This window comes from Shewanella ulleungensis, from assembly GCF_014648315.1.
GTDB classification, from domain to species: Bacteria; Pseudomonadota; Gammaproteobacteria; order Enterobacterales; family Shewanellaceae; genus Shewanella; species Shewanella ulleungensis.
This window is the reverse complement of record NZ_BMQW01000001.1, coordinates 535,263-547,657: the sequence shown is the minus strand read 5'-3', so window position 1 is coordinate 547,657 and position 12,395 is coordinate 535,263. Positions and strand designations below refer to the sequence as shown.

11 protein-coding genes are annotated in these 12,395 nt (G+C 38.8%); 5 read left to right on the top strand and 6 right to left on the bottom strand.

Annotated features, from left to right (window positions below):
* Positions 1-507 precede the first annotated feature (507 nt).
* Together IEY40_RS02315 and IEY40_RS02310 are read left to right on the top strand one after the other, a co-directional pair.
* Positions 508-2,304 (top strand): acyl-CoA dehydrogenase C-terminal domain-containing protein, encoded by a 1,797-nt coding sequence (locus IEY40_RS02315; protein WP_188952927.1) that lies wholly within the window; start codon positions 508-510, stop codon positions 2,302-2,304.
* A 260-nt stretch (positions 2,305-2,564) separates the two neighbouring features.
* Positions 2,565-4,307, top strand: a complete 1,743-nt coding sequence (locus tag IEY40_RS02310) for a DUF885 domain-containing protein (RefSeq protein ID WP_188952925.1) — start codon at positions 2,565-2,567, stop codon at positions 4,305-4,307.
* Positions 4,308-4,439: 132 nt separating this feature from the next.
* Here IEY40_RS02310 and IEY40_RS02305 read toward each other — a convergent pair whose 3' ends face one another.
* From IEY40_RS02305 to IEY40_RS02280, 6 genes are all read right to left on the bottom strand, one after another.
* Positions 4,440-5,048, bottom strand: a complete 609-nt coding sequence (locus IEY40_RS02305) for a flavin reductase family protein (RefSeq protein ID WP_188952923.1) — start codon at positions 5,046-5,048, stop codon at positions 4,440-4,442.
* A gap of 121 nt (positions 5,049-5,169) precedes the next feature.
* Positions 5,170-5,916: a phosphatase gene (locus tag IEY40_RS02300; RefSeq protein WP_188953471.1), complete on the bottom strand. Its 747-nt coding sequence runs from the start codon at positions 5,914-5,916 to the stop codon at positions 5,170-5,172.
* A gap of 316 nt (positions 5,917-6,232) precedes the next feature.
* A complete protein-coding gene (locus IEY40_RS02295) occupies positions 6,233-6,442 on the bottom strand; it encodes a TOBE domain-containing protein (RefSeq protein WP_188952921.1) in 210 nt (69 codons plus the stop codon).
* A 927-nt stretch (positions 6,443-7,369) separates the two neighbouring features.
* Positions 7,370-8,668, bottom strand: coding sequence for a tyrosine-type recombinase/integrase (locus tag IEY40_RS02290; RefSeq protein ID WP_188952919.1), 1,299 nt, complete (start codon positions 8,666-8,668; stop codon positions 7,370-7,372).
* Between the two features lie 110 nt (positions 8,669-8,778).
* A complete protein-coding gene (locus tag IEY40_RS02285; RefSeq protein ID WP_188953511.1) occupies positions 8,779-9,042 on the bottom strand; it encodes a hypothetical protein in 264 nt (87 codons plus the stop codon).
* Between the two features lie 376 nt (positions 9,043-9,418).
* On the bottom strand, positions 9,419-9,871 hold the full coding sequence (locus tag IEY40_RS02280; protein WP_188952917.1) for a hypothetical protein: 453 nt from the start codon (positions 9,869-9,871) through the stop codon (positions 9,419-9,421).
* 270 nt (positions 9,872-10,141) lie between these two features.
* On the opposite strand from IEY40_RS02280, the gene ccoN reads away from it, so the two are divergent.
* From ccoN to IEY40_RS02265, 3 genes are read left to right on the top strand one after another with little or no spacing between them, the layout of a single operon-like run.
* Complete coding sequence (ccoN, locus tag IEY40_RS02275; RefSeq protein WP_160054890.1) at positions 10,142-11,569, top strand: cytochrome-c oxidase, cbb3-type subunit I; 1,428 nt, start codon at positions 10,142-10,144, stop codon at positions 11,567-11,569.
* Between the two features lie 12 nt (positions 11,570-11,581).
* Complete coding sequence (gene ccoO, locus IEY40_RS02270) at positions 11,582-12,208, top strand: cytochrome-c oxidase, cbb3-type subunit II (protein WP_188952915.1); 627 nt, start codon at positions 11,582-11,584, stop codon at positions 12,206-12,208.
* A gap of 9 nt (positions 12,209-12,217) precedes the next feature.
* On the top strand, positions 12,218-12,394 hold the full coding sequence (locus IEY40_RS02265; RefSeq protein WP_160054885.1) for a cbb3-type cytochrome oxidase subunit 3: 177 nt from the start codon (positions 12,218-12,220) through the stop codon (positions 12,392-12,394).
* The last annotated feature ends 1 nt before the right edge of the window (position 12,395 follow it).

Sequence of the window (12,395 nt, the reverse complement as noted above, 5' to 3'; positions counted from 1 at the left end):
AAGATATATACGACGCTTAAGCGTTCTTGTTTGTAATGTGTAATTATCGATCTTTGTAAAACAGCTTTATTCAATAACAACAAGGGAAATCATCAGCACATCGTTTTTCTATTCGAAAACTTATCCTGAAAATACGAAATTACCACTTATAGTGAACAATTAACCGCCAAATCATGCTAGGGCGTGTTTCAACATTAAACAAATCAATTATTTTAATAAGCAACTATTCATATAATGAATAATACGTCAGTAAACTAGTGTTTTTACTCAAATTTAGCTGTTTAAGTGTTATAAGTTGCTGTTCATAACAGGTGACATCACGAATATTTATTAACGAAACTCACCCAGAACTATAACTAAGGCGAATGTATACATATAATTATTATGCATTTGGATAATACTCAAAGTTAATTTAGCATCAGAGATAAGCTATCTTTAGTCGATGCTATTAATGCATCTACTCATTCCTAATCCATTAATGTTCAGATACCAACTTGGAGAGCAACAATGCCTGAGTACAAAGCCCCCATCCGTGATGTTAAATTTGTTATGCAAGAATTGCTCGAGTGCGAAGCACATTATCAGCACTTAGGTTATCAAGATGCCAGTCTGGATATGGTTGATGCTATTATTGCTGAAGCTGCAAAATTAACAGAAGAGGTTGTTGCGCCGTTAAATCAAATTGGCGATCAACAAGGATGTACATGGAAAGATGGGGTGGTAACGACACCTGATGGATTTAAACAAGCCTATGCACAGTACGTTGAAGGTGGATGGCCGACGCTCTCGCAATCTGAAGAGTTTGGTGGTCAAGGCTTACCGCATTCATTAAATATTAGCATCGCTGAGATGTTTTCAAGTGCTAACCACAGTTTTGCTATGTATCCAGGCCTAAGTCATGGCGCGCTAGCCACTATTGAAGCCCATGGAACAGAAGCTCAAAAACAACAATTTATGCCAAAACTGGTTGAAGGTAACTGGACCGGCACTATGTGTTTAACAGAGCCACATTGTGGTACAGACTTAGGTATGTTGCGCACCAAAGCGGAATTACAAGCCGATGGCACTTATTCGTTAAGCGGCACTAAAATCTTTATTTCGGCAGGTGAACACGATTTATCTGACAACATTGTGCATATCGTTATTGCCCGTATCCCGGGTGCGCCAGAAGGCAATAAAGGTATTTCATTGTTTATTGTACCTAAGTTTAACGTTAATGCAGATGGCACAATTTCAGACCGTAACGGCGTGAACTGCGGATCTATTGAACATAAAATGGGCATTAATGGTAACGCAACGTGTGTGATCAACTTTGATGGCGCGACAGGTCATCTTATTGGTGAGCCTAATCGTGGCCTGAAATGCATGTTTACCTTTATGAATGCGGCTCGAATTGGGGTGGCAAGTGAAGGTGTTGCAGCTGCTGAAGCGTCTTTCCAGGGTGCGTTAGCTTACGCGAAAGATCGCCTACAAATGCGTTCTATCAGTGGAGTTAAAAATCCTAATGGGCCTGCCGATCCGATTATTGTTCATCCAGATGTCCGCAGAATGTTATTAACTCAAAAATCGATTGCAGAAGGTGGTCGTGCGTTAATTTCATATTTAGCACAATTGGTTGATATTGGTCATGCAGAAAAAGATGAAGCCATTAAAGCTGATGCAGAAACTAAATTAGCCTTACTGACACCAATTGCAAAGGCATTCTTATCAGAACTTGGTTTTGAATGTACCAGCCACGGCGTGCAAATATTTGGGGGTCATGGTTTTATTAAAGAGTGGGGCATGGAGCAGCTGATGCGTGACACAAAAATCAGTTGTTTATACGAAGGTACAACCGGTATCCAGGCACTCGATTTATTAGCCCGTAAAATTATTGGTACTCAAGGTGAGGTGTTAAAGCCATTCTCTAAAGATGTTACGGTATTTTGCCAACATAACATGGACAATCCAGCCATGGCCGAATTTATTAAACCTATCATGGCTTATGCAAAAGAGTGGCATGAACTGACCGTATTAATTGGTGGCAAAGCGATGAAGAACCCTGATGAAATCGGTGGTGCTTCTGTTGATTACCTGATGTATGCAGGTTATGTAACGCTTGCATTCTTCTGGGCAAAAATGGCTAAAGTTGCGCAAGATAAACTGGCAGCTGGCACCACAGAAACCGCTTTCTATGAAGCTAAAATCAAAACAGCACAATTTTATATGCAGCGCATGTTACCTAGAGCAAAAGGTCATGCTGCGTGTATTGCCAATGGTGTAGATTCGATGATGGCACTAGACAGTGAAGATTTTGCTTTTTAAATTGAGCAATCATAAAATTTGTTAAAATTGATGATATTCTCGATAGAACAAGCCGCAGCGTTAATCGCTGCGGCTTTTTTATTGTTTGGGCTTTAGTCGTTCATATTGAGTGTTTTTATCATCACGACGTTAACTAAAATGGGGTTATCGATAATGGTTGATGATCACTATTCGTTACAGATTAGTTAATTCGGTGCCCATCACTTTAGAACCTTATTCGGTTATAGTAATGACTTCATAATAAAAAAAGGATTAAGCCGATGTCAGGCAAAATTTTTACGTCTGTGATTCCACTACTTGCTCTTATTCCGTTCTCATCATCAGCGGGATCCTGGGTTGATGTCAGTAATGCATACACCAATAAACAAATTAAAATCACTAGCCAATTCCAACCTGAAATGGCGAGCTCTATTGGTATAACAGAAGCCGACAACTTGTGTAGTAGCATCACGAAAGCACAACAAGACAAGTACATTCAAACGCTTAATAGCAGTAAGAAAACCTTATTAAAAGCACTTGAAACAGAAACCCTTTTGCCTGTTCGCCAAGATCTTAATATTATTATCGATGATATTGACCAGACTATTATGGCAGGGCAGTTAGACGATAAATACATGTTACCTTGGGTTGATGTCCCGTTAATTATCTTTAGAGGTGTTTCGGCATTACTTGATGAGCAAATGGCTGACAGTCGTAAACAGGCTGCGATGACGCGTTTGGCTTGTTATGTCGGTAAAAACGGCCAAGTCGCATTAACGGAACAAGCTAAAACGTTATTTGAAACGGCGTTAAGTAATAAATCCTTACTCGGCCCGACTAAAGAAGAAGTTGAACAAGCATTAACCAGAACAGATACTTTACTACAAGGTCTACAACAGCTATTTGATAAAAATAAGTTCAGCCAAGCAAACGACAACCTTGCACTATTACAAAAACAAATTACTGATTACCGTCAATGGGCCGAAAAAACGGTTATTCCTCATGCTCGTAATGACTATAAACTACCGGCAGAAATTTATGCGTTAAAGCTAAAAAGCGCTGGGATAGATATCGATCCTAACTTGTTAATTGAACGAGCAAAAGCAAGTTACATGATCACTAAAGCAAATATGCAAGCTCTAGCTCCGTTAGTGGCCGCTAAGTTTGATATGCCATCGAGTGATTATCGCGATGTGATAAGAGCACTAAAAAAACAATCATTATCTAATGATAAAATTGAAAATCATTACCGTGAAATTAACACCAAACTTGAAGGCATTATTACTGCGAAAGAGGTTGTCGATTTACCTAAACGTAATATGATAATGCGTCTTGCAAGCGATGCTGAAGCGGCTGGCAGCCCAGCACCTCATATGTTGCCACCACCGTTTATTGGTAACACAGGCGAGCAAGGTCAATTTGTATTAACCACTGGCAACCCTGCGTTGAGCGGCGACGCTGCTTATGACGACTTTAATTTTGATGCCGTAGCTTACACATTAAGTGCTCACGAAGGCCGACCAGGTCATGAATTGCAATTTGCTGTCATGCTGGAGCAAGGTGTGTCATTAGCACGAGTATATTATGCGTTTAATAGTGTAAACGTTGAAGGTTGGGCCTTGTATGCAGAAGCCGAAATGCTGCCGTATTTGCCTATTGAAGGCCAGTTAATTGCACTACAACATCGCCTATTACGTAATGCCAGGGCCATGTTAGACCCAATGTTAAACCTAGGGTTAACTACCAAAGAGCAAGCTTATAATCTACTCAGTAATGATGTGGTTTTTTCAAAAGCGGCAGTAAAACAAGAAGTCGACCGTTACACCATGCGTATGCCGGGGCAGGCTGGGAGTTATTTCTATGGCTTGTCTAGACTGCTTGAAATCAGAGCAGATGTTGAATTAGGCTTAGGTGACAAGTTCGACCGTTTAGCCTTTAATAACTTTGTATTAGAACAAGGCTTAATTCCACCAAACTTAATGGCAGAAGCGGTAAAAGCACGCTTTTTAACACCACAGCCTTAGGCAAGTACTAAATAAAAAGTATCAAGTAATAGATCTAATAATTGCTTTGATATTTTCATAAATATTGGTAATAACAATCCCATTCAAATCTAATTTGGATGGGATTGTTTACTTAGAATAACCCAATTGGCACTATTTTTTAGCATAAGGTAAACGCGCTAACTTAGCCGTTGTGTGATAACTATCAAGACCTGTGATTGCAACGGTTTCAATGATGTCTAAATCGATAAACCCATCCGCTTCAACTGCAATATCTACAACATAGACATCAACGATTTCACCAATCACAAATTCAGTACCATTAATGGCTAAATGTTGATGCTCTGCTAGTTTAACTGAATATTTAAGACGACTTTCTTTTACAAATGGAGCTTTAAAATCCATAAGGTATTCTGCCGTTAATCCAGTAGCATCAAACTCTGATTCATCTCTGTCATACCGAGCCGATGTTTGATGCGCTTGAGTATATATAGACTGATTAACCTGGTTAATAGTGTAAAAGCCAGTTTGTAGAATATTTTCAAAGGTGTGTCGAGCTACACTATGAGGCCTTATAATCATGCCAACAAGTGGAGGATTAGCCCCCAAATGAATAACCGAACTCACTATCGATAAATTGGTATTGCCCTGAATGTCTTGCGTACCGATTAGATTGGCACTTTTAAATCCCGACAATGAATTAATAAAATGTGCACGAGTACGTGTCTCTAGTGCGTCAATACGGTCTTTAGTAAAATGCATTCTGAAACCTTAGGATAGTGGCTTATTCAAACAGATGTTGTCGTAACCTGTTAATACAGGTCATCGAATCGTTATATAGTTATTATTACGCCAAAGGTTATTGAATGGATCTATCATGTCGTTAATCAATTAACACGCTATATTCATCTAAGGTAGTGTGGCCTCTTGAAGCTAAAAAAGATAACAATGCTGCAGGGCTGCGATTTAATAAGCGCTCAAGGGGAAAATCTACCGACTCAATGACTTCAATCGATTTATCAAAGTCGCCTAAGCTAAACGCAACGTGAGAGTCAGAGCCCATTACCAATAATCCGCCTGCATTTTTAACCGCTCTCGCAATGTCTGTGCAATTAGGTAGACTGCCATTACGTGAAGTTAAAAATGACGAGTTATTAATTTCAAGCGCAACATTATGTTTAGCCGCTATTTGTGCCACCCGATGAATGTCGATAGGGTATTTGGGATTACCTGGATGAGTAATAATATCCACGTGGCCACTTTCGATACAATTAATCAGCGCTTGAGTATGTATTTCTTGTGTTGACGGCGGAAATACCGGTTCATGAAATCCAGCCAATACGATATCGAGTTCTTGTAAATAGTTACCGTAAAAATCAATTTCACCTAACTCATTTTTTATATTTGCTTCAATGCCACGTAACATACCGACACCATCAACAATTCTCGGCAATACGCGCATATTCACAAAATGCCAAAAGTGGGGCGCGTCAGCCATGTCTGGCCCATGATCGGTTATTGCAAATAATTTCATTCCTTTGCTTTTAGCTACAGCAAAATAATCGTGTACGGTACTGTATGCATGGGTCGAAGCGATGGTATGGGCGTGTGTATCAACAGAGAATTTCATCACAAGTCTGGCTCTCTTTGTTCAAAACTGGAATAACAGTTTACGCTGTTGGGTTTGTTTTCTCTATGATATGGGAGTTGTTTTTATTGTTAAAACTCAAAATATGAGTGCGACTAAGTAACAATTTTTATGGCTTACTGAAGCCTGACAGTTAGGGGCGAGGGGCAAGAAGAATGTACAATTTATTCGTGATTAAACTTTTGAAATTGAATCAAAAGTCCAATGTTTACCTGTATTTAACATAATAAAACATAAGGACTTCTTCAAAAAAGCGCATCAACAATTATCTAGCGCTAATCAATATTGATTCTAACGATTAATCAACAGCAAGCATTACACTTGATGCTTTGACAATGGCGTATGCAGTAGAGCCCACTTTCAAATCTAATGATTTTACCGCTTCGTTAGTGATAATCGATGCGATTTGCTCACCACCAGATAATTCGATAGTCACTTCAGAGTTAACAGCACCAGTTTGGATAGACTTAACCGTTCCTTTTAATTGATTTCTTGCACTTATTTTCATGTACTTCTCCATTTTAAGGTTATGAATGATAAATATTTAATAAAACTTTTTTAATTATAATCTTATTTCTCTATCTAATAGTGAGTCTAGCGTCAAATTACTAGGGTAGGTCACATTTTTAAATTGCAGAGAATGTAGGACGATACAAAGACTGTTAACCGATTATCAAAAACTAATCTATACAGCATTGTTGATAAGCAGATACTCATTAAGAAAACAGATATTGGTGTTAGTTAATGAAGCGTCTAAAAGTACTAAAAGACCAAAAGAATCACATCGATTCAGCCTGATGCTAAAAGATAGCGGCTAGGTTATAAAAAATCATTATCAACAAATGTAATAATGAAGTTGAATATTTTGACATTGATATGCCGCGAGAGCATGAAGGCAATGTTAAGGCAAAGTACCAACAACTTGGATTAATGGATTCTGGCTTTGGAAATAAGCGAAGTGTGTCTGAACAATTTCAACATGACCATTTCAAATGAACAGTTATGACTAGCAATCAAACCAAAAACATACCACAGGATTTGAAAAAGTCAGGTGGTATAAACTGACAACAAAAAGCGCTCTGAATAAAATATTGCACCATAGCTGTGCAAATAAATCGTTTGTTTCGATATAACCATCTGATTCTAGATACTAAAAGGCCAGATCCACGAAGTGAGACAAAACTCATTTGGTATGAGAAGCCACACACAAGATGCAGACCCTACAAAACATAAATACCCTATTTAACATAATATACATTGTGCGTATATTTGTGTGCACATCATATAGTCATAGATTTGCTGTTATGTTAAACAACTAGAATATTCAATTGTGCTGCGTCCCATGACCTTAAAACCTTTATCAATAGCATTAACATCATGTTTGAGATCGTGCTGACATTGTCTGCTTTGAAATTTGACTACTATCTAGTGGCAATTATGTAATCTCAGCAAGATGATTTAATGGTTTATTTGCTGCACTTTGGTGTCGCTCAGTTTGTGTTGTGTGCAAATACTGTGAAGTTGTGTCGATACTTTCATGTCCTGCATCAGCTTGTACATGAGACAACGGACGTTGATTAATGTTGATGTCGTGCGTAATACCTGTGTGGCGAATGTTGTGTGCTGTAAGTTTACGCATTAATTGACTATCGTAATCGAACCCATCTTCTGCAGCTTTGTCTGCAGCTAGATTGATTAACTTATCTATTTCATCTCGTATGTGTCTTATGCCTAGATTGGCATTGACGCTTCCAGATTCGCGGCCATGTGCAGCAGCTTTATGCCTGATAAAGATAGGATGTTGATCGTCAATATTGGGTAAATCTGTTAAGCCTAAATATCGCCTGTATTGAATTAAGCTCTTAAGAAGTACTTTAGAAATTGCAATGTTGCGTGCTTTTCCGCTTTTAGAAAATGGCACGTGAAAATACCAAATGCTTGAATGTGGGTCTTGTCTGAACTGACTCATTATCGGTGCATAACCTGCGCGTGCACTAATTTCAGAGATACGTAAATAGCAGCTATATAATAGTGTGATTAGAAATAAACTTCGCTGATGTTGTTGTGGTTGCTTGTTCGCTAATTGTTCTACGGTGCTAATCACATATGACCATTGTAACTCAGTAAAGGCATGGTGATTGTTGTCTTCGTCCAGGGCAAATTTCCGCTTAATGGCAAATCGACTGTGCTTAAGCCATAACTGTGCTGGATTACGCTCGGTGTATTCTTCGCTAATTAAGTAGCCATAAAAAGATGATAATATTGCTATTTTAGTCTTTAGTGCATTATCGCTTAATTGATATGGAAGGCATTTTCCAAGTTGCTTTTTACCAATGAATGGCCTCCATTGCACATTAGGGATCCGCTCACCGCTGGCTTTATCTACCTTAAATTGTGCCACGTTAAAGTAGCCAATTAAGTTGTTTGGTGGTGATTGACAGTAATCGATGTATTTAGCAATGTCTTTACGTGTTACAGCGATTGGTGACAATGACACGACATCGAAACACCAATGTAAATATGTAGTGAGTTCGCTGCGGTATGCTTTATAGTTGTTTTCTGACTGTTTTTGTTCAAATAACCAATCAGCACAATGTTCAATAATGAGCCCTGCATCAGTTACTTTATCGATTGAAATACGAGTGATGTAATGATTAACAAATGCATTACCTTGTAATACATAATCAGCGGCGTCGAAAAGAGGCAATACTGGTGGTAACGGCTCGGTTGTCATAATATATGCATTTGATATTAGGTTATTGATTATATGACTATTATAGCTAATTATGCTTGATGCCGATAACGTTATTTATCGGCATCAATGGATGCGAACAAATAAATCAATTAACTAATATTTATGCTTTGTAGGTTTATGTTTTTATCATAAATAGTTTTTTCTGTAGACCCAGAACCCATGGATAATTGACAGTGTTGATGGCATTGAGATTTTTGACACCCAATACGCTTTTGGCAACTCCACAGGCATAATTGCCATAAGGTTTGCTTACTTTGACGATCTAAACACTGTAAATCTGCGGCGCATAGATGCCCTGCTTTAATCAGTTGTGCTACTTTGTTGCTATCAATCGCTACATTGACCTTGGCCATATCGCCTCCTCATCTTCACATCATATATTTTATAATACATTGTTGAGAATGATTATCAATTAGATTATTGACTTTGATTATCCTTTTGTGCACTATATCAGTCTATAAGACCTTCTAATCCTGCTAATCCTGCTAATTATGTATAAAGTGACTTTGCCTCTTCAGGAAGTTAGCCTATTTATGGATGTGAAAATTGTAACCTGTGATGTACTTATACACTCGTATTACACTTATTTGGTAAACCGATAAATGCAAAATTATTTGATTTATCGGTGTTGTGAGCCGTTATTCAGTCTTTTTATTATTTGAAGCGTCCCTACTCTATTAGCCTTTTCATTGAATATTTACACTCAATGACTATATAAACATGACCACATTACGGATTTGGGTTATCGGCCAGAAAATCATACATAAGTGTGCGCTGTTGATTCTGATAATCAAACGTAACGAATGCACGCCATACCATATAGTTACTACTGCATGACCCAAAAATAAGTGTTCCCTGCGACTCATTGTCTGTTACAGAAGATAATGAAACAGGTATAACACCCATAAACATGTCACGCCCTTCTATTCGCATTGAAATATTAGTGATCGCTTGTGTTGATTTGAGCGTAATATTTAATGGTTTTTCACTCGGAGTATGTACAGGATCGATCATTAAGCCGACGCTTATATCTGCAACGTTTTTGTAACATTCTCCTGTGGAAAATTGACATAATGTGAGATCTTTCGGAAAAGTATTTTCGCTGATATTTTTTGTATTATCACATGCTACTAAAAACATTGAAGAAATTACTAGTACCGCTGATTTGATTATTATATGCACGAGGATTAACCTTTACTCTTTAATTGATAACATTATCTTGTAGACCTTGATCTAGATCAACTTTGATGCATGTTGTGAAGTATCTTTTTTGACTCAGCTCAAGTATCATTACACCGCCTCGTGATAGAGACAATAAACATGAGGTAACACATTGACAAATAGCTGTAAAAATAGCCATCACTGGGTAGTTTTGTAACCATTTGTCAACTTAACAGGTAAAGTTCGCTTTACTAAATATTAAAAGTATAAGTAATAAGCCGTGGAAGCATTATGATGAACCATTCCCAGTCTACAGGCGCTGATTACAACTACACTATTGTCCGCCAATTCGCACTAACCACAGTTTTGTGGGGAATCGTTGGTATGGCAGTGGGTGTATTGATTGCGGCTCAGTTAATCTGGCCACAACTGAACTTTGAAACACCGTGGTTAACGTTTAGTCGTTTACGACCTTTACATACCAATGCGGTGATTTTTGCGTTCGGAACATCAGCTCTTTTCGCTACATCCTACTATGTTGTGCAACGTACTTGTCAAATCCGTTTATTTGCGCCTAAATTGGCTGCATTTACTTTCTGGGGTTGGCAAGCTGTTATTATTGCTGCAGCAATTACTCTACCTATGGGGTTCACTCAAGGTAAAGAGTATGCCGAATTAGAATGGCCAATTGATATTGCCATTACCGTTATTTGGGTCTGCTATGCAATTGTATTTTTTGGCACAATAGCTAAACGAACTACGTCTCATATTTATGTGGCTAACTGGTTCTTTGGTGCCTTTATTATCACTGTTGCTGTATTGCACATTGTTAACTCAATGGCAGTGCCTGTAAGTCTATTTAAGTCTTACTCATTGTACTCTGGCGCTGTCGATGCAATGGTTCAGTGGTGGTATGGTCATAATGCGGTAGGCTTCTTACTTACTGCTGGTTTCTTGGGGATGATGTATTACTTCGTACCTAAGCAAGCTGGTCGTCCGGTGTATTCATACCGTTTATCCATTGTTCACTTTTGGGCATTGATTGCGTTATACATTTGGGCCGGTCCTCACCACTTACATTACACTGCCCTTCCTGACTGGACTCAGTCATTAGGTATGGTGATGTCATTAATCTTATTTGCTCCTTCTTGGGGCGGTATGATTAACGGCATTATGACCCTGTCTGGTGCTTGGCATAAGCTACGTACAGACCCAGTATTACGTTTCTTAGTTGTTTCATTGTCTTTCTATGGTATGTCTACCTTTGAAGGCCCAATGATGGCAATTAAAACAGTAAATGCGTTATCACATTACACTGACTGGACCGTTGGTCACGTTCACTCTGGCGCGCTAGGCTGGGTTGCAATGGTGTCTATTGGTTCGTTATATCATTTAGTTCCTGTATTGTTTAATCAAGGCCGTATGTATAGCACTTCGCTTGTAAACGTCCATTTCTGGTTAGCGACTATCGGTACTGTGTTATATATCGTAAGTATGTGGATTTCTGGTGTTATGCAAGGTCTTATGTGGCGCGCAGTAAACTCTGACGGTACGTTAACGTACAGTTTCGTTGAGAGTTTAGAAGCTTCATACCCATTCTACTTTGTACGCTTTCTTGGTGGTTGTTTCTTCTTAACTGGTATGTTGATTATGGCTTACAACGTGCTTCGCACTGTTAAAGCGCCTAAAGATTCACTACCTGCGTTAGCAGAAGCTTAAGGAGCAGATTCGATGAAATTTAATCATGAATTAATTGAAAAGAATGTGGGCCTGCTAGCCATTTTCACTGTAATCGCTATTAGTTTTGGTGGTTTAGTGCAAATTACGCCGCTAATTTTTCAGAAAGATACTACTGAAGCGGTTGAAGGGTTAATTCCTTATACTGCACTGCAGATTGAAGGTCGTGATATTTATGTTCGTGAGGGTTGTTACAACTGTCACAGCCAGATGATCCGTCCTTTACGTGCAGAAACTGAACGTTACGGTCACTATTCAGTTGCAGGGGAATCCGTTTGGGATCACCCTTTCCAATGGGGTTCTAAGCGTACAGGTCCTGATTTAGCCCGTGTTGGTGGTCGTTACAGTGATAGATGGCATGAAGTGCATTTAATCAATCCACGTGACGTTGTTCCTCAGTCGAACATGCCTGCTTTCCCGTGGTTAGCTGAAAACACGCTCGACGGCAAATTAACCGGTGATAAGATGACTATTTTACGTAACCTGCATAAAGGCGGTTATAAAGGTAATGATCTGTACACTGACGAAGAAATTGCTGGCGCTCAAAAAGCGGTTGAAGGCAAAACTGAACTACAAGCACTAATCGCTTATTTGCAATCTTTGGGTCACGCACTCAAGTAGGAGGCAATGATGGATTACGGTACTTTTCAAGGCATTTTAACCATTATTGTAATGGTGACGTTTGTCGGGATCTTCTACTGGGCATACAGTAAGCATAGTAAGTCAAAATTTGACGAAGCGGCTAACTTAGTATTTTCAGAAGATGAACTGGCTAAAATGTCTAAAGACTCAGGAGAGCAGAAGTAAT

Excerpts from the sequence above, each read along its gene's own strand:
- IEY40_RS02315 (WP_188952927.1), top strand. The coding sequence starts at position 508 with ATGCCTGAGTACAAAGCCCCCATCCGTGATGTTAAATTTGTTATGCAA.
- IEY40_RS02310 (WP_188952925.1), top strand. The coding sequence starts at position 2,565 with ATGTCAGGCAAAATTTTTACGTCTGTGATTCCACTACTTGCTCTTATT.
- IEY40_RS02305 (WP_188952923.1), bottom strand. The coding sequence starts at position 5,048 with ATGCATTTTACTAAAGACCGTATTGACGCACTAGAGACACGTACTCGT.
- IEY40_RS02300 (WP_188953471.1), bottom strand. The coding sequence starts at position 5,916 with ATGAAATTCTCTGTTGATACACACGCCCATACCATCGCTTCGACCCAT.
- IEY40_RS02295 (WP_188952921.1), bottom strand. The coding sequence starts at position 6,442 with ATGAAAATAAGTGCAAGAAATCAATTAAAAGGAACGGTTAAGTCTATC.
- IEY40_RS02290 (WP_188952919.1), bottom strand. The coding sequence starts at position 8,668 with ATGACAACCGAGCCGTTACCACCAGTATTGCCTCTTTTCGACGCCGCT.
- IEY40_RS02285 (WP_188953511.1), bottom strand. The coding sequence starts at position 9,042 with ATGGCCAAGGTCAATGTAGCGATTGATAGCAACAAAGTAGCACAACTG.
- ccoN (WP_160054890.1), top strand. The coding sequence starts at position 10,142 with ATGATGAACCATTCCCAGTCTACAGGCGCTGATTACAACTACACTATT.
- ccoO (WP_188952915.1), top strand. The coding sequence starts at position 11,582 with ATGAAATTTAATCATGAATTAATTGAAAAGAATGTGGGCCTGCTAGCC.
- IEY40_RS02265 (WP_160054885.1), top strand. The coding sequence starts at position 12,218 with ATGGATTACGGTACTTTTCAAGGCATTTTAACCATTATTGTAATGGTG.